Annotated in this window: 13 protein-coding genes; 10 read left to right on the top strand and 3 right to left on the bottom strand. The window is 62.5% G+C overall.

The window, feature by feature from the left end; translation table 11 throughout:
- Positions 1-67: 67 nt before the first annotated feature.
- From QXK92_RS31210 to QXK92_RS31195, 4 genes are all read left to right on the top strand, one after another.
- Complete coding sequence (locus QXK92_RS31210) at positions 68-781, top strand: VWA domain-containing protein (protein ID WP_306248303.1); 714 nt, start codon at positions 68-70, stop codon at positions 779-781.
- A gap of 5 nt (positions 782-786) precedes the next feature.
- Complete coding sequence (locus QXK92_RS31205) at positions 787-1,923, top strand: PP2C family serine/threonine-protein phosphatase (RefSeq protein ID WP_082658480.1); 1,137 nt, start codon at positions 787-789, stop codon at positions 1,921-1,923.
- Complete coding sequence (locus tag QXK92_RS31200; RefSeq protein ID WP_055577297.1) at positions 1,907-3,466, top strand: protein kinase family protein; 1,560 nt, start codon at positions 1,907-1,909, stop codon at positions 3,464-3,466. Before QXK92_RS31205 ends, QXK92_RS31200 begins: the two co-directional genes overlap by 17 nt.
- Positions 3,467-4,785: 1,319 nt before the next feature.
- Positions 4,786-7,077, top strand: a complete 2,292-nt coding sequence (locus QXK92_RS31195; RefSeq protein WP_306248300.1) for a PE family protein — start codon at positions 4,786-4,788, stop codon at positions 7,075-7,077.
- Between the two features lie 321 nt (positions 7,078-7,398).
- Here QXK92_RS31195 and QXK92_RS31190 read toward each other — a convergent pair whose 3' ends face one another.
- Positions 7,399-7,761, bottom strand: coding sequence for a hypothetical protein (locus QXK92_RS31190; RefSeq protein ID WP_156452379.1), 363 nt, complete (start codon positions 7,759-7,761; stop codon positions 7,399-7,401).
- Positions 7,762-8,008: 247 nt separating this feature from the next.
- Between QXK92_RS31190 and QXK92_RS31185 the strand changes: the two genes are divergently transcribed.
- Genes QXK92_RS31185 through QXK92_RS31175 form a run of 3 tightly spaced genes read left to right on the top strand, consistent with a single transcriptional unit; the run spans position 8,009 to position 11,438 of the window.
- Positions 8,009-9,856, top strand: a complete 1,848-nt coding sequence (locus tag QXK92_RS31185; RefSeq protein ID WP_306248298.1) for an AAA family ATPase — start codon at positions 8,009-8,011, stop codon at positions 9,854-9,856.
- On the top strand, positions 9,853-11,196 hold the full coding sequence (locus tag QXK92_RS31180) for a hypothetical protein (protein ID WP_306248296.1): 1,344 nt from the start codon (positions 9,853-9,855) through the stop codon (positions 11,194-11,196). Before QXK92_RS31185 ends, QXK92_RS31180 begins: the two co-directional genes overlap by 4 nt.
- A gap of 59 nt (positions 11,197-11,255) precedes the next feature.
- Positions 11,256-11,438, top strand: a complete 183-nt coding sequence (locus QXK92_RS31175) for a DUF1508 domain-containing protein (RefSeq protein ID WP_055577122.1) — start codon at positions 11,256-11,258, stop codon at positions 11,436-11,438.
- 519 nt (positions 11,439-11,957) lie between these two features.
- On the opposite strand, the gene QXK92_RS31170 is transcribed toward QXK92_RS31175, so the two are convergent.
- The gene (locus tag QXK92_RS31170; protein WP_306248294.1) at positions 11,958-13,661 is read right to left on the bottom strand and encodes a serine/threonine-protein kinase; all 1,704 of its coding nucleotides are present in this window, start codon (positions 13,659-13,661) and stop codon (positions 11,958-11,960) included.
- 383 nt (positions 13,662-14,044) lie between these two features.
- Complete coding sequence (locus QXK92_RS31165) at positions 14,045-14,392, bottom strand: hypothetical protein (RefSeq protein WP_306248292.1); 348 nt, start codon at positions 14,390-14,392, stop codon at positions 14,045-14,047.
- A 778-nt stretch (positions 14,393-15,170) separates the two neighbouring features.
- Here QXK92_RS31165 and QXK92_RS31160 point away from each other — a divergent pair.
- The 3 genes from QXK92_RS31160 (at position 15,171) to QXK92_RS34240 (ending at position 17,729) form a co-directional block, all read left to right on the top strand.
- A complete protein-coding gene (locus tag QXK92_RS31160) occupies positions 15,171-15,815 on the top strand; it encodes a uracil-DNA glycosylase family protein (RefSeq protein ID WP_306248291.1) in 645 nt (214 codons plus the stop codon).
- A complete protein-coding gene (locus tag QXK92_RS31155; RefSeq protein WP_306248289.1) occupies positions 15,808-16,806 on the top strand; it encodes a DUF1524 domain-containing protein in 999 nt (332 codons plus the stop codon). The genes QXK92_RS31160 and QXK92_RS31155 overlap by 8 nt, the downstream gene beginning before the upstream one ends.
- Before the next feature lie 521 nt (positions 16,807-17,327).
- A complete protein-coding gene (locus QXK92_RS34240; protein WP_205878905.1) occupies positions 17,328-17,729 on the top strand; it encodes a DUF732 domain-containing protein in 402 nt (133 codons plus the stop codon).
- Positions 17,730-18,075 lie beyond the last annotated feature (346 nt).

Here is an 18,075-nt window from a genome sequence, read left to right as displayed (position 1 = left end):
TCCTACCCCACAGCCGCGGCTCAGTGTTAGCCTGACCCGAGGTTAGCGGATCCGGCGACTCACGAGAATGCCTCCGCAGGCTAAGCGTTCAACGTGTCATCACGGGGGTTGGAAAGTGGAGCCAAAAGGGTCGATCCTGCTCGTCTACTTCGTTGCCGACGAATCGGGATCGATGGGCAACAACATCGGCGAACTGAACGAGGGACTCGTCACACTCCAAGACGCGCTACAAAGACAACCGTTTGCTGCCGCTCGGGTGCGCTTCTCGGTGATCGGGTTCTCCGATACAGCCTTCACCCACCTGGAAGCTGCAGACCTGCGAGAGACGACATGGTTGCCGTCTCTGGGTGCCAACGGGCTGACCTCCTACGCAGCTGCATTCCAAGAGCTCGAGTACCGTATATCCGTAGACATTCCCCACCTGAAGGCCAGCGGATACACCGTGCATCGGCCCGCGGTGTTCTTCCTGACCGACGGCCAACCGAACTCGCGCGATAACTGGCGCGCAGCCCGGGAACGCTTGCTAGCACAACCCGCGGCGCCGAACATCCTTGCTTTTGGAATCGGCGACGCCGATGCAGACACCGTCGCCCAACTCGCCACCAAACAGCATTACGCCTTCAAATCGGCGCGTGGAGTGGACACCGGTGCCGCACTGTCAGAGTTCCTCACATCCTTGACGCAATCAGTCATCAGCTCGGGACAGGCGTTCGCTGCTGGCAACGCAGAGCTGCAGTTTGACCGCCCAGAAGGCTTCACCCTGGCCGTCGACGTCGTCTAGGGCTCATGGCACGCTTTCGACGGGGCCGGCACCGCGTTGAGCCCGCGCACCAGGATTCGCTAACGAACGACTCACTCTCCGACGATCCGACTCAGCCGCTCGACCTTACTCAGAGCACGCCGGTCGACTCGCCGTTGGTCCAACAGTTCACGATCGCCAAGAGATCCGAAGCAGCAACCGTAGCGGAAGTCATCGGACCCCTCGCGATACCACAAATCACGGTAGGACCACCGTCTCCCTGCACAGAGCCGGAACCAATTGGTGCGCAATACCGTTCCTTCCCGTTCCGCCCGGATGTGGTCATTGACGGGTGGTCAACCGATTCGATCACCGTTCGCGGTGTCTCCCAACGAGGACACCTACACCGCTACAACGGTGCACCACGTCAAGACGACTTCGCCATCCACCACGCATCAGGCGGTCGAGTCGTCATCCTTGTCGCAGATGGAATTTCGGGGGCGCGCCAATCACACATCGGCGCAAGCGCAGCCATCAAGCAGGCTGCGCGGTGGCTACAGGAACATCTCAATGACGATCCCGCACAGACCGATTGGCTGACACTGTTCAAGAACGTCGCCTGGGAACTCACCGAGCAGGCACAAAGCCTTCTGCAGCTCGCCGAACCTGACCCTCTGCGCGCTGAGCAAGAAATGGCCACCACTTTGGTATGCGGGATCATCGAGCCACTAGACCCGGGGCGGTCGCGTGCCTATGTTGTTGGCGTCGGCGACTCAAGCGCATGGCTACTTTCGCGGGGAGCATTCCGTCACCTCCTAGGTGGAAAACCCCTGCAAGACAGCGCCATTACCACCTCATCGGTGGCCGGATTGCCTCGTCTGCCTGCTGAACTGACGCCGGTAGTTGTCGAATTCACCGACCGCGATGTGTTACTCATCGGCACCGACGGCATCGGGGACCCCCTTGGTACCGGGCAAGGCGGAGTGGGGAACCTGTTGCGAGCCGTGCTGAGCACCTCATCTCCGCCCTCGCTCATCGAGTTCGCCCACGCCGTCGACTTCAGCCGCGAAATGTTTGACGACGATAGGACTTTAGTAGCGGTGTGGTCAAAGCGACCCCCACCAGCGGTACCGTCACCGCAACGACCAGGTGCTGACAGGAGGGTCGATGGCGCGTGCGGTTAAGCAAGTCAGCGAACTGGGCGAACTGACCAAGATCGGTCAAGGTGGCCAGGGGGTGGTGTACCGAGCGCCGAACCTCAAGACCAAATTCACGTCATCCATGGTCTACAAGCAGTACAAGGCCAAGGCTCGCAACGAGATCGATTTCAGTGCCCTGGCTGCAATGCCGGAACTCGTGGAGAAATCTCTGACGTCTGACGATGGCGAACGACTCATCTCACTCGCGGCCTGGCCCTGCGAGCTCGTCGAAGAGAACGGGGCCCAAACGGGTTTCGTTATGCCCGAAATTCCAGACGAATTCTTCATCCCGCTGACGACCCTCAAAGGGGTATCGAGAAACCTCGCCGAATTCCAGCACTTACTGAACGCCGAATCGATCCTGCAGGCACGAGGCATCGACATCGATGACGTGCAACGCTACACACTGCTGCGCGAAGTAGCCTCCGGGCTCACCTTTTTGCACAGTAACGGCGTGTGCGTCGGTGACATCTCACCCAAAAACCTGCTGTTCTGTCTAGCGCCGCGAGCGAAGATCTACTTCATCGATTGTGACGCCATGCGGATTAACGGGGTATCGGCCCTACCACAAGTCGAAACACCGGGCTGGGAAATTCCTTCGGGGGAGGAACCGGCCACCGTCTACTCCGACACCTACAAACTCGGCCTACTCGCGCTGCGACTGCTTGTCGGCGACCAGGATGTCAGGACGCCTCAACACATTCCAGCCGCAGCGCCCAAAGTGCTTCGTGGCCTCATCACCGACACCCTGGAACGCCCTACACACAAGCGACCGCTACCCGAGTCGTGGACCTACATTCTCGGACACGCCATCGAAGAAGCGCAGCACCGAAAGAAGACCGCCGCGCCTCCGAAACCGCCTCCTGTCGCCCAAACCCCGCCCCCACCCCAACCTTCGCCCCGCCGAGTGCCACAACAGCGGAACACCGCGGGAAGGCCCACCACAAGCGGACAGATGTCGCCTGCGGCTAAGGGTTCGATTCTGGCCGTCGTCGGCGGCCTTGCGATACTCGTCGTCGCCCTGCTGGCGATCGGCAGCCAACGCGGGCCCGACTCGGGGTCGCAAGCGCCCTCGAGTTCATATGCATATCCCACCACGAGATACGGAGATTACGGCGGGTCCACGTCCTTTGCCCTATCGACTCCGTCGACCCGTCCCTCGCTTCCCTTGGGCACTCCGCCAGACGTACTGCACGGCGCCGACGGCAGCGGAGACTATGCCTGCAGCGGTGGGCATAGCCTTTACGCCAACGGCAGGTCCTACCTGGTGGCGCCCGCCACTCCCCGTGGGCCCCATTACACTTCCTGCGGGTTTGCCATCGCGGTAGGGCAGACTTACCTAGCGACGGTCAGTGATTGGCAATACCCGACGCAAATCAGCGTTCAAAGCCCGAAAGCGAACTGCACGAACGCCCAGTGCGATGGCACCAAGTTCGTCATGCAATGCCGAATGGACGGCCCTTACGCCGCCATGTGGATTGAGTGCCGCGGCGGCAACGACGCGGTCGTCTACATTTTCGGCGGCTAAGTGATCGGCGTCCGCGGCGAACGAGACGGGTCGTCAAACCTGTTCGGCGAGGCACCCCAGATTACTGCTCGAGCGCCCGGCAGAGCCGTGCCGTTGCGGGGGCTTATGCGGAGCACCGTGAGTTGTGGCGCGCAACGTTCTGCGTTAACTCAGCGCATGGGTACTGGTATTGCACCAGGGCCAGCCGGATAGGGGAGAGGCACCAGGCCGTCGTTCCGGAGGGGGCTCAGCGCATACCCTGAATCCCCGGGAGCGTAGAACACAACCGGACGCCGTTAGACGTTCGAGCAGATGTGAAGGTGCCGCCGCCTCCAAAAGTGCGCCACAAATTGCCCACGTCATTCATTGCCGCAGACTGTGTTGCGAACGTAGCAGCAAAGACGTTAGCCCCATTCGTCCGTGCGAAACAGGTACCAACCGCGGTCGCGTTCGGCGTGAACGAGTTAGAACCGAAGTGGTCAGAATAGGTTCCTGGCTGTCATACCAACGACGTCCAGTATTCGACTGAATCGGCGTGCGCCGCCGGGACCCACCCCACAGTCAGTGGGACGGCCGTAATTACTGTCAACGATAAGGCCGCTCGCGCGACCGTCGCCACCCAAGTCCGCGACTTAGTTACGGTAGCCCAGTGCATTGCGCGCACCTCCATGTCGATGCAGATAATTGTGGACGCATCGCACTGGCAGGGCAACACGCCTCTGAGATGCAACGATGAACCGAGTGCTCGACCGACCAGCTGGCGTTCGCCGACGATCATGACGCTGTCGTTTTGAGAACTCGTCGTCGGACGCTGTGTGGAGCGGCCCGGCTGGGTCCACTGAAAGTCTGGCCGGAGGGACCAGTCGGGTCCCCCTCCGCGCCCCGACAAACGACGCTATCGCAGCGCTGACAGCAACAAACATGCTCGGAGCGAGAACCCTTCGCTCCCAGGCTATTTCCCGCGCTAGGCACCATTGGTAGGTGCGTGACGTGCGATCAACCTGGCCAACGCCGCTGGTCATTCACCGACCCCTCTCCACGACATGGGAGACACATCGTGGCGTCCATAGTCGAGGTCGTCGTCCGGCTCAGAGATCGGGATGGATGAGGGGATGCACCTGCGCCCGAATGGACCGGCGGCCATTGGTTATTGAGTGCGATGTGGACGTGAACCTTTGAATTCTCGAGTAGTAGCAGTAACTTTCACCCATGCGTTTGACATTCGGGTAGCATTCCGCGGTTGGGCGCGTGTCCAAGTATCGCCATTCAAGCGGCGTACGCCGCAGGAAGAGGGACCGACTCGTGGTCTGACACGTCCCGGTCTAGTTGGGGGGAACTCAATGTCCTACGTCTACGCATTCCCAGACTCCTTTGCTGCCGCGGCAGCCAACGTATCGAGAATTGGCTCCTCGTTGAGCACCGCAAACCAAGCTGCTGCAAACACCACAGCCCAGGTGGTTTCCGCGGCAGCTGATGAAGTATCGGAGGCGGTCGCCGCGCTTTTTTCTCGGCATGGCCAGGCATATCAGTCGTTGTGTATCGACGCGGCGGCGTTTCATGAACGTTTCCTGCAGACGCTGAACAGCAGCGCATCGGCGTACGCCGGTGCCGAGGCCGCTAGCGTCGAGCAACTCCTTCTCGACGTGATCAACGCGCCGACCAACGCACTGTTGGGCCGTCCGCTGATCGGCGACGGTGTCAACGGAGCACCCGGTTCGGGCGCCAACGGCGGCGCGGGTGGAATCCTGTGGGGCAATGGCGGCAATGGCGGGTCCGGGGCGCCTGGTCAGGCGGGCGGTCGCGGTGGCGACGCCGGCCTTTTCGGCAATGGTGGCAACGGGGGTGTGGGCGGCACGGGCGTGACGGGTGCGTCAGGTATGCGCGGCGGCGACGGCGGTATCGGTGGTGTCGGCGGCAAGGGCGGGTGGTTGCTCGGCAGCGGTGGGGCAGGGGGCGTTGGCGGGGCCGGTGGCATCGGGGGCGTGGGGGTGGCCGATGTCGGCGCGGGCGCCGGTTCTGGTGGAAACGGCGGCGACGGCGGTAGAGGGGGCAGCGGCGGGCTAGGCTCTCCGTTCGGTCAAGTGGGGGCCACCGGGGCCGGTGGCGCCGGTGGTGCCGGTGGAGTCGGTGGGGCGAGCCCCATCGGTGTTGGTGGAACCGGAGGTACTGGCGGCAATGGGTACGCCGGCGGCAACGGGTTCACCAGCGGTGCCGGCGGTGTGGGCGGCGATGGAGGCATGGGGGTGACCGGCGGCACTGGAGGCGATGGAGGTGCGGCCCTCGAGGCTGGACCCGGCAACGCTGTCGGCGGCAACGGCGGTGCCGGCGGCAGAGGTGTGATCGGCGGCGTCGGAGGGGCCGGCGGCACGGCGGTGACCCAGGGCGGCGGGACAGCTTATGGAGGTGCCGGCGGAGCTGGCGGCCTTGGCAGCGGCCAGAACATTCCCGGCTACGGCGGTATCGGGGGCGACGCCTACGCCTACGGAAGCGGAGACGCCCTTGGCGGTGCCGGAGGACTAGGGAAGACCGGTGGTATCGGCGGGGCTGGTTATACCTACGGAAGCGCGAACGCATCAGGTGGAACGGGAGGGTCGGGTAACGGCGAACTCGTCGGGGGTGCGAACTCGGGTGTCGGCGGCAAGGGCGGCGCCGCCTACGCCCATGGCAGTGGAAACGCAGGCGGCGGCCAGGGCGGTACCGGCGGAGGCACAGGTGGTATGGGCGGGACCGGCTCGACCTTTGGGCAGGGAACCGCGACTGGCGGGATCGGCGGTACCGGCAACAATGTCGCTAACGGCGACGGGGGGGATGCCATCGCATACGGCAGCGGAAATGCCCGCGGCGGCAACGCCACTGGCGGTGCGGACGGCGGAGATGCCTATAACTACGGAACCGGTAATGCCACGGGTGGCAATGGCGGTGACGGTGGCGGCAGGGGCGGCGGTGATGGCGGAAATGCGTTCGTCGCTAAAGACAGCTCAATGACCTCTGGCGGTCCGGGCAACGCCATCGGAGGAAACGGCGGCAGCGGCTCCTTTAACGGCGGGAAGGGTGGCAGCGGGTACGCCGCCGGTGCTGGTGACGCGACCGGCGGCAACGGCGGCAACGCTAGAGTCGCGGGCGCCGGCGGTGAGGCACGCAACTTCGGAACGGGCAACGCCACCGGTGGTACCGGCGGTAACGGCACCACCGTTTTCAGCGCTGGCAATGGCGGCAACGGAGGGAATGCCTACGTCGCTACGGACGGATCATTCACCTCCGGCGGTCCCGGCAACGCCATCGGCGGTGCGGGCGGTACGGGCACCAATATCGGCGGCAACGGGGGTGACGCAATCACCGCAGGCACCGGCAACGCCCACGGGGGCGCAGGCGGCGCGGGTGTCAATGGCCTAACAGGCAGCAACGGAGGGTCCGGCGGTACGGGGACTGCCTTCGGAGGGGGAAAGGGTGTCGGTGGCGACGGCGGCAACGGCGGCAACGGCGCGACCGGCAGAGGCGGCGATGGTGGCGACGGCGGCAACGCCGCTGCCCTTGACCTGATCAATGCCACTGCCGGTAAGGGCGGTACCCGCGGCATCGGCGCACCAGATGGGCTGCCCGGCGCTGACGGGACAGCATCGACAGTCCCCTGACGACTATCGGCACCCAGCCACGTGGCCGATCCAGCAAATCGGACGGGCGCCATCGCATATAGAAGCGGCACCATGCGCACCCGCGCAACGCGATAGAGGGAGGGAACGGTGCTCGGCGAGCAGCCAGAGCCGAGGCCGACGACGTGCTGGCCGCTGAACGCATCACGAATGCCGAGGCTTCGTTTCCGGCGCGGGCGAAAGGTTTGCCCCCCGACCCCTCCCCTCGGACTCATTGGTCAGCCGCCACCCAAGCCATCAAATCCAGACCAGTGTCGCGGAATGATGCGAACCCTCGCTCGTACAGAGAAGCGGTGGTTCGTGTCACGTCTTGGGCACGCGGATCGTCTTGTGCTGGTACCGCTTCAGGGAGGGCAATTCGTAGTTCAGGTCTGCGGCGCCTTTGGGAGTGAAGGGCTTAGTGCCATCAAGTCTCTGCGCGAGCTTCTCCGCCTGAGAACGACCTCCCGTGATTCCGCGCTCATGGCTGACTTCACGCAACACTGAGCCGTCTCGGCGTATCAGCCAGAAGCGACCCTCGTCAGAAGCAATCACCGCGACCTTTCGCGTGCCCTTCCAATCGTTGTTAGTGACTGCCCACAACCGCAGGGCGTCGAAATCATCGGACTCCGCGAATGCCGGGCATGTGGCAACTGCTCCGTGATCCTCGTATAACCGGTATGTCACCAACGCGTACTTTCCTTCGCATCGTCTGTGGTGTCTGTCAACTCGTGCCTACACGAGTCAACTTGCGGCAGCAAGCAATCCGACGAAAGGCGCCAGGATGACCAGAAGCCGGCCCCGGCGCACTGCGCTGGCGCGCGCCGACCCCAAGCCGCCGGTGCAGCTCATGTGCGGGCGCACGTAGCGCCTCGCAGTGCCCAGGGCCGATCATCGGATCTCGGCGTCGGGCGGCGTGATTACACTTCAGGCTGTGGCGCGGTTTATCGGTTCGGGGTTCAGTCGCGTCAAAACCGATGCCCTGATCGATGAGTGGAAAAACGCGTGCCTCCTGGAATCGGGGTCGCTGATCTTTCCCGATCGCAGCGTTTGGACAATCGAGAACCTACAGGACTTCCGGGAGCGCTTGATTGAGAACCCGCTGCAGGGTGCTGATCAGAGCTTCGGTCAGAAGTTGGCGCTGCAACTGGAAACCGCTGATGAAGAAATCCGTTGGCTGGTCGTTGAACTCGTCGCCATCTATTTGCTGTTCGTGCGCGAAGCCATCGGCACCCCGGCAAAGCGCGCCATGCTCAAGTCGATAGTTGCGCCGCTGGGTGAGGAGCTGCCGCCAGGGTGGCAGAAGATCTCGGAGGCGATGAGCGAGGGCATCGGCAATCCCGGACCGGGCTACAACCTCACCCGCGACCGCCAGATCGGCTACCTGATCGATTTCTGTCTGCGCTTCAAAGCCATCGGCGAACCGAACGAGCAGCAGCAGCTCCTGACAGACCCGTGGCGGATGCGTGACTTCGCTGACGCTGCGAGCGCCGGGATCGCAGTACGCGAAATGCGACACATCCTGCTGCACCTCTTGTTTCCCGACGAGTTCGAGCGAATATCCAGTCGCACCCATAAGCGCGTGATTGTCGATGCGTTCGCCAACGAATTCTTGACTGGTGACGCTGTCTCCGACGATGTTGATGAGCGGCTGTATGAGATTCGGCAGCGATTAACGGCCACGGGTGCCCAGCCCAGTGGCGGCGATTCGATGTTCGACTTTTATCGGCCGCCGCTGCAATCGATCTGGGATCCCGGTTCGACTCAGTCTGAAGGTGCCAGCGACATTGACCTTCTGGCGTACAAGAAGCAGCTCGTCGTCTTCGGGGCTCCCGGCACGGGCAAGACACACCGGACACGTCAACTGGCTGAACAGATCATTCGGCGGGCAGCCTTGGAAAAGTGGGGTGCAGCAAGGTTTTTCACCGAACAAGCAGCACTTGACGGCTATATTGCGGCGAATGTGCACTGGCTACAACTGCATCCCGGTTACGGCTATGAGGAGTTCATCCGGGGGCTGCGTCTGACACCGGACGGCAGTACAACCTACGTTCCCGGCTACCTGCCGTTGTTGGTCAAGGCGATCAATGCTGTTCCTGCGAAGGACCGGTTGCCAGTGGTTCTTGTTCTCGATGAGATCAACCGCACCGACCTGAGCCGGATGTTCGGTGAAGCATTCAGCCTGCTGGAGAATCGCGACTCAGTTGCGATCCTTCCCGGTGTCAACAGCGACAACGGAGACGATCAGGTAGCGACGCTGGCGCTGCCGTCCAACCTGTTCGTGATCGGCACGATGAACCTGATCGACCAGTCCGTCGAGGAGCTCGACTTCGCGTTACGGCGTCGATTCTTCTGGCGCCCAGCAGAATTCGATGCATCAGCAATCATTGCGGTCAACGCGAACCGCTGGCGCAAACACTCACCCACAAAGTGGGGCTGGGATCGGGCAGTCGACGACATGACTCTCCTCGCTGAACGAGCGGGGTTGCTTAACCAGGCCATATCGGCCTCGCCGCACCTCGGATCGCAGTACGAGCTCGGCCACACGTACTACTTCGACGCATCATTTTTCGTCGGCAACTGGCTGCGCGGCCGCAAAACCCTCTCAGGAGGAGGGGTTCTATGGGCCACGAATGGAAAGCCGCGGCCCGGTCTGAACGATCTGTGGACCTACTCATTAGAACCGCTGTTGATGCAGTATCTCGGTGGACTCGAGGCGGATGTCGCTGCCAGTGAGCGTGCGCGGTTGAAAGCGGTGCTGTTCAGCGGAACCCTCCCGTGAGTGAACCGGTAATCTTCCAGGACCTCTCACCGCGGACCGCAGCGAATGCCTCCGAAGATGCATGGCTGGCACGTCTAGCCACTCGCCTACGCGAGCAGGATCACGTCCTGCGGCTCGCCGGGCGTGGGACGCGTGTCGACGACGAGGACGAGGCCGCACTCAGCCGCGGCTCTGACGGAAATTGGTGGGCGGGGCGCTATATCGGCGAGTTGCGATTCGAAGACCGAGAGATCCACATCGAACCGCGCCTGGGCATCGAAGTGATCGGTGCTTGGCTCGCCCTGGCGCTCAATGTCACAGTGGTGCCCCGTTCAGCAACGTCCGGGACGCGGGCGCCGCTTATCGTGGAAGTGATCGACCGAGTGTGGTCAGCGGCAGTGGCCGACGCTGCTCGGCACGGCACACCCCGATTGCGTCGACTCACCCGCCACGACGAACAATTTATGCGGGGCCGCCTCGATGTCGCTGGCACGTCGAAGCATCGCAGAGCGGGCAGTCCCCTCGTGACGACCGTGCGCCATGACCGCGATCTCGACAACCCGGTCGCACGGGTGATCGTTCTGGCAGATCGAGCGCTGCGGTCGTTGCAGCCGTTCAAACCGACCTGGCGGCCGGCCACGACGGGTAGCGTCTTGGCGCAGCTGCGCGGTGTGGTCGGCGCTCTACCTGACCTACCGACCTCCGCGGCGTTGCGCCGCGTGCGATATACCCCCATCAGCCGACGGTTCGAAGGCGTCGCGCACCTGTCGTACGAAATTGCAAAGCGGCGAGGATATTTGACGTCGGCGAGCGCCGCTGACCTATCCGGCGTCCTGATCGACGTGGCTGAACTCTGGGAGCTGTTCCTGCTACACGCTGCGCGACGTGCCTTTGGCGCTACCCGCGTGGCTCACGGCACGGCAGAACAACAAGGAATGCACTTGTTGCGGTCGCACGCCAAGCCCGAAATTCACATGGGGCGGCTCAAACCCGACATCGTGGTGCATGACTCTGGTGGGCGAGTATGTGCAGTCATCGACGCCAAGTACAAGCGGCTGCGCTCGTGGTCGGGAAACCCGAGCGGCGTCGACCGGGGCGATCTCTACCAGCTCGCTGCTTACCTTGCCGGACACGACGCCGATCTTGGTGTGCTGGCCTACCCGGCCCACGACCAGGATGACGCCTTGGCCCACTCGGCTGGGCCCTGGGTTACGACAGCTGGGCAAACCGCACGGTTCGAGCGCATCCCTGTAGTCGCAGAACACGCTGCCCAAGCGCTTTCAGCTGTCGCCGCCGGCCGGCCGTCGGCGCGCGACGACCAACCACCGGTGGGAGTACCAACACGTGTGGGGTCGTGGTAGACCTCAATCGAGGGCGGTCCTTTCGGCGGCCCTGCAACCCAACGGCCAGAAGGGTGACCATGGCGGCGAAATTTGAAATCACCAAAGACAAAGCTGGCGAGTATCGCTTTCACCTGAAGGCAGCCAATGGCGAAATCATCGCCGCCAGCCAAGGTTATGAGAGCAAAGCCGGCGCCACAAAAGGGATCGAATCGGTAAAGGCGAACGCTGCGGGCGCTGCAGTTGTCGACCTCACGGAATGAATCTTGAGGCCGGGAATCGCGGATGAAGCCTCGCGGTGACTGGCTCACTGCAACTCGCTTAATGACCTCGCGCCAGCACCGCCGGGGGGGGGTCCCTCCACGCCGGCTGACGCAGCAGGCCGCTAAACTCGCCGTACTCCATTACGCCGACCAGTCGTGGCTGGACCACTGAACAAGCTCGGCGATACCGCCGTGGGGGAGTAGGGCAAAAGTTGCCGCTTCAATCCGCGAAGCTGCTCGTACAGGGTGCGCCCGCCCTTCGCGTGCAGGCCTGAATGCACCGCTCCGCAGTAGGTGAGGCTTCCGCGTTTGTCGTAGGCGGCCGGCGCAAGCGCACCGACAGCCCCTGCGCGGCCGCTGACGCACCCCGCGACTATGAGGTGAGCTTTGCGGCGCACCACTGTCTTGACCCCGGACCTCGAGCGGCGGCCCGGCTGGTAGGTCGAATCAGAGCGTTTACCACCACGCCTTTCAACGCAAGATCGCGAGTCACGACGAGCAAGACCTGCCCATCCAGACTCAGCACGTTGGTTTGTACTGTGGGCCAGTACCGGGGACTGAGGTGACATACGCGACTGCCGATTCCAATTCGTAGGGACCGCGGGCGGGTGCGAAAGCAAGGGTTTGAAAAGTTCTTTGTTGACCGGTTTGAACGCAATCCACGACTACATCGGACACAACGGTGCCGGCCGACGTTTTCACCAGTGCTACGACGATCACGTTGAGCGGCCCGTCCCTATCAAGGGTGAGGCGTCCCGTCGCGGATGGGCCAGAGAAGCCGGTGTCGGCCCGGACGGTCGCATCGGTCAAAGCCACCTGTGGTGGATTCACGGTGTCCCACTGCAGCCATTTTCCAAGAATTGTCAGTTGGACTGAGCCGACGGTCTTTCCTTCCGGCACGATAATGCCGGCCAGTCCGTATTCGCCGCCGGGTGGAAGTTGGTAGATGGTGTTGGCCATTGCACCCGGTAGGCCTCCTTGCCCCTCGGTGCCTAACAGCGCACCATTCTCATCGAGAATCGCCAACTCGAACGGGGATCGAACCAATCCCACGTCGGTATTGGGATTTCGGAATCGTACCTCCAAAAAGCGACCAACTTGGGTGAAGCTGACGACAACGTCGTGTGAGGCTCCCGGCACGGCGCTGGCGGACGTCCGCGGGCTGCCAGTATGCGGGGCCATGGTCAGGTTCGAACGGCCACCACTGGGCATTGGTCGTTTGGACTCATCTCGGGGAATTGCGGTGTTGCGCAGAAAAAGCACTAAACAGAGAACGACAACAGTCGCGGTGATCCCGGCAGCCCAAATGACCCGTTTGCCCTTTTGTGACCATCTTGACGGGACTGCAACGTTTTCGGCCGCTCGCGCAGGGGCAGTCGGGGCAGCATAGGTACCTAAAGGCGTGGTGGGTTGGCCCAAAGCGGCTCGTGCGGCAGCGGCGAGTTCTTTGGCGCTCGAGTAGCGCGCATTGGCGTCTTTCGCCATGCCTTTCGCGACTACCTCGTCGAAGGCTGGATTGATGTCTGGTTGGGCAATTGACGGGCGCGGCGGCGGATCGGCGAGATGCGCAGCGGCTTGGCTTTCTAGGGTGTCTCCGGGAAAGGGGCGGTTGCCTGTCAAGCACTCGTAGAGGACGCAGGCTAGCGCATAGATGTCCGCGCGGTGGTCGACTTCACTGCCGCGGAATCGTTCCGGGGCCATGTAATGCCAGGATCCGATCATTGTCCCGGATTGGGTCAAGCTGGTCTGTTCGGCGCCGACGGCGAGACCGAAGTCAATCAGGTAGGCATCATCGTCCTCATCGAGCAATATGTTGGACGGTTTGACGTCGCGGTGCACCAAACCAGCCTTGTGAGCGGCCTGCAGGGCTTTAGCGACCTGCTCGATGATCCGCACCCCCCGCTCGACTGGCAATCGGCCACCGGCAAGGACGGCTTGCAAATCCCGACCCTCGATCAGCCGCATATCCACGTACAGCTGGCCGTCAATCTCACCGTAGTTGTGGATTGGGATGACGTGCTTGTTACTCAACTGCGCCGCGGTGTCTGCCTCGCGGCGGAACCTTTGAACGAAAGAGTCATTCCCAGCCAAGTGGGCGGGGAGCAGTTTGATTGCGACAACGCGGTTGTTGGCTGCCGAGTCATAGGCGCGCCAGACTTCCCCCATACCGCCACGCCCCAGCAACTCGACAAGGCGGTACCGGCCGAATGGCTTCCCTTCCATCGACCAACCATAAGCAGCCGACCGAAACCTACCTCGCACCAGCCCCGCACCGGTCTCGTGTACTCGACGGCCAACAAGATCCATGCGCTCAGTTGGGATCACCTACGGTAGGCGCGTGCTGAAGTCGTTGGGCTTCCACCCAAGGACGCGGCGCCGGTCGGCCCTGACATGACGCGGCACTCGAGCGGCGTCACCGTGCTGCTTGCCCCTAGCGCCTAGCAGACCAACGCAGCACTGGCAACGAATCAAGTGGACCCGGCCTACTGAGAGGCTGCGTGTTGTAGTGCCTACGCCAGGCAGTGAACGCGGCGGCCCGCTTGGCGTTGGGGATGGCGAACGCGGAGCTCCTGGCGGGCGCCCATCTCAGTGCGCGCCTCTCGGCGCTAGTCGGTGAAGGCGTTGCCGGTGTTGCTACACATCAACCGTGCAGCCGCGACACTAGCCGGTGTGCCGTCACTGTAAATGGACACGATCGCCGCCTTTTGCTTGATTTGCTCATCCCTGTCGAGGATGCACCGGCGTTTCAAGCCGTCGACGTTCTGGAAATCTTTTTGGCTGTAATCAGCGTCGGCGCCCGAACACATGCCCTTGCCAGGCACTCTGAGGTTGTAAACCTGCACGTAGTAGGGCCCGCCCTGGTAGGTGGTGAACCGGCAGTAATAGGTGTTAGCGGGGTCGGCCGAGGCGATACCGCCGCAACTCGTGAACATCAACGCCGTGAGGACTGACATCAGAAACCGCATAGGCGGCCGGTTACCCCAACAGTGCCCTTTTCAAAATCGGGGCGCTGAGAACGCTGATGCTGATCAACGCCGCAACCAATCCGTTGCTGAGGCACCCCTGATCGGCGGCGGCTTCAACGGAGCAGCAGGGACCGGAGCCAACCGCAGTGCCGGCGGATCGTCTGGGGCAACACTGGTTCCGGCGCCCCGGGCCAAGCGGGCGGTCGCGGCAGGCACGGAATATTCGGCAATGGAGGCATGGGAGCAGCAGGCGGAACCGGAACCGGGGCGACCCCGCACTTGTCGGCGTTCGTTTGGGGCACTGCGGGGGCGGCGGCACCGGTGGGCTGCTATTCGGCAGCGGAGGGGGTAGGACGGGCGGTCGAGGAGACGTTGGCTGGGTCGGCATCACCAGCAATGGGGTGATGGTGGCACCAATGGCGCGGGTGGATCCCGCAGCCAAATCGCGAAGATATGGATATTCGGTCGGTGCGCCGACAACGGTGGTCACGGGGGAGCTGGCGGCGATGGCGGATCTGGCTCATTCCACAGATCAGGAGGCAACTGTGGTCACGGTGGCAACGGCGGCGACGGCGCCGTTATAGGCAGCGGCGGCGCTGGCGGAGCGCGGCGCTGGGGCTCTCGTAGCAAAGTCTTTTCAACGCACAGACCTGTTTGGAGTTTCGCACTAGGGACATTGAGGCCCGCAGCTCCCACCCCGTGCGCCGCCTCAAATCAGCAGCGCTCACTCTGTCGGTAGCAAGGCGGATCTACCTACACTTCGTTTGTGAATCCCGATGTTACGCAGGATGACACATCAGCTGCCCGGCTCATGCGCAAGCTCGCCCTCGACGAGGACATCAGAAGTTGCCGGCGCTGCGAGGGCATGAATATCCCACGACTCACTGCATCCGCACCCGGCTACGGCAGTTTGAGCTCACCGGTGGCGCTGGTCGGACAGAGCCTGTGCGAGAAGTGCATGGAAAGCCAGATCCCGTTCACCGGCGGCAGCGGCGATATGATTGATGAAGGCATTGAGCGCGCCGGCCAGCGCAAGAGCAACATTTTCATCAGCAACGCGGTGCACTGTCATCCGCCGAAAAATCGCGCCTCCCGTGAGTACGAGATCGTCAACTGCGCTCCGCACCTCCACCGGGAGCTCGAGATAGTGCGGCCACTGCTAGTGATCACCCTGGGCCGCGACGCGCAAAGGGTGTTGCTTTTCTTATATCCACGGGCGCGAATAGTGAATCTGCCCTTCGTGATTCCCTGTAGGGGAAGTCGAAATGGCTTACCGCACGTATTTCACGCGAAGCACCCGTCGTGGATCCGGCGGCAGCACAACAAAGAGCTCGAAGACGAATACATTTCTTCACTTGCAGCCGCCATCCGCTGGAGCTTCGACTGCGCAGGCACGACCGAACGTGACTGAAAGTGGCAGCACGGCCAAGGGATTGAAAGCGCGCCGGTTGATACTAGTTTCAGCGAGCCTGATCGGTGTGGCGTTGTTGATCGGCTTGTGTAGCCATGACGATGGCACCCATGTGCCCCCTCCGGGGGCTGCTCTGGCGACGCTGCCCGCGCCAACGTCAATCGACCCGCCGCCACACATCCAGCCTGCCGACGCTTCCTCAGCTCTGGCGAAACTAGCCACACTGCCGATCAAGGGGCGCGCACCGAAGACGGGGTATGACCGAAGCTTATTCGGTCCTGCGTGGAGCGACGACGTGACTGTGGCCGGCGGGCACAATGGCTGCGACACCCGTAACGACATCCTGCGGCGTGACCTCGAGGAGGTCGAGATCAAAGCAGGGTCAAACGGCTGCACCGTGCTCGCCGGCGTGTTACACGATCCCTACAGCGGCGCCACCACTGCGTTCCAACGCGGCCAGGACACGTCCTCGGAAATCCACGTCGACCACATCGTCGCGTTAGCGGACGCATGGCAGAAAGGGGCGCAACAATGGGACCCGATTCAACGCCGAAACTTCGCTAACGATCCAATCAATCTGCAGGCGACCACCGCGTCCATCAATGAGCAGAAGAGCGATGGAGACGCCGCAACATGGTTGCCGCCCAACAAGTCCTATCGGTGCACCTTCGTTTCCCGCATCATCGACGTGAAGGCCACGTATGCGCTCTGGGTCACTCAGGCCGAGCACGACGCAATCGCCGGGATACTCATCACCTGCGGTCGGACCGCCGCAGCCCCGAAGCCCCCACCGGCCCCGGCGACGCTGCCTTCATCCCCAACCAACCCGGAGCCTGTTCCTACGCCGGTGCCGGTGCCCACAAGCGGGTCGGCTGTGTACTACCCGGACTGCAAGGCGGCGAGAAACGCTGGTGCTGCACCGCTCTATGCCGGCCAACCCGGCTACCGCCCTGGGCTGGACCGCGACGGTGACGGCGTCGCCTGCGAATGAGCCCGCGATGATTTGGCAGGGATCGCGGCGGCGCAAATCTGTTGGATGTGAATTGTGGGTGTCTGTTGGCTGTAGTTTCGAGGGATTCGGCGGTGGTTCCGAGATGTGTGCGGCGATCTGTCGCTCCAGACTGGAAGCCGGAAACGGTTGGCGGCCAATAAGGCACTCGAAGAAACCTCGCACTTTCAGCGGAGGGTCAGGTGCACTGTCACGTGACAGTTTTGACCTGCCCTTGCATTTGGGGTTCCAGCTTCGGTGGCTAACCGACAGCCCGTCCGAAAGGCTGACTGCCACGCCCTTATGCAGTTGAGTTCCGTGGCTGTATGGTCGCGCTCGTGCGTGCCGGCAAGCCGCAAAATCCAGACCGTCCATGATTTGGGCATTCACCCGGCCATGTTGTCGACGTGGCTTAAGCGAGATGACATCGACCCCGGCGTACGTGCGGTGTGGGGCCCCCATCGAGATGTGTCGTTCTTCATGATTGTGGGAAACCGCGAGTTGGAACACTGGAGGAGGCGATCATGGCGTCGCGAAAGAAGTCCAACTTTAGAGCCGTGGGTGCGGCTCTTCTCGCAGCCGTAGCTGTCGGTGGTGGCCCATGTCTGGCCAGCCCAGCCTGGGCCGATCCGGATTTCTGTGGTGCCCGTGAAGATCCGTTCGTCTGCACGGCCCGCCTCCAAAATGGTCCTCCAAATGCCGGGGAGTCGACATTTGTAAACCTGGTGCGCGGACATGTTCCAGGCAACGACCAGCGGCTGTTAAATGCGGGCAGGACCATTTGCAATCAGGTCAGCGGTGGCCTCAGTGGTCGTTATGTGGTCAGCGAGACGTCCGACTACCTTGGGACGAGCATGGCGAGCGCTGGTCAGGTGCTAGACGCGGCGCTGGAGTACATCTGTCCCGGAGTGCAGGTCGCTGGGTGAGCGGCTGGCCACCAGTGCGCCATGGAACCCTGAAATTCACTTGCGTGCCGATGATTACCGCTACCAGCCTTTATCCCCTAGGAGCGGATGTCATCTATCTCCGCTGACAAATCGCCATCGATCTGTCCTTCAGGTGTGACGGGATGAGTACGGATTCCTCTGGTGAGGAGTGGTTTCGGGGTTCAGTAGCAAAAACAAGCTCTTAAGCCCGGCGAAGTCGGTGGTGCGTACCTGTCAACACCGTCGTCTTCGAGATGCGTTTCCTCGAAGACCCGCCATCGTCGGATGAATTCGTCAAAGTCGTTGCGGCAGAGGATCATCAGGGCGTTTCGGTGCAGTCAGCAGC

Source organism: Mycobacterium sp. TY815 (assembly GCF_030755135.1).
Lineage (GTDB): Bacteria > Actinomycetota > Actinomycetes > Mycobacteriales > Mycobacteriaceae > Mycobacterium.
Note: the sequence above shows the minus strand (reverse complement) of the source record. Positions and strands in the feature narration are given on the sequence as shown.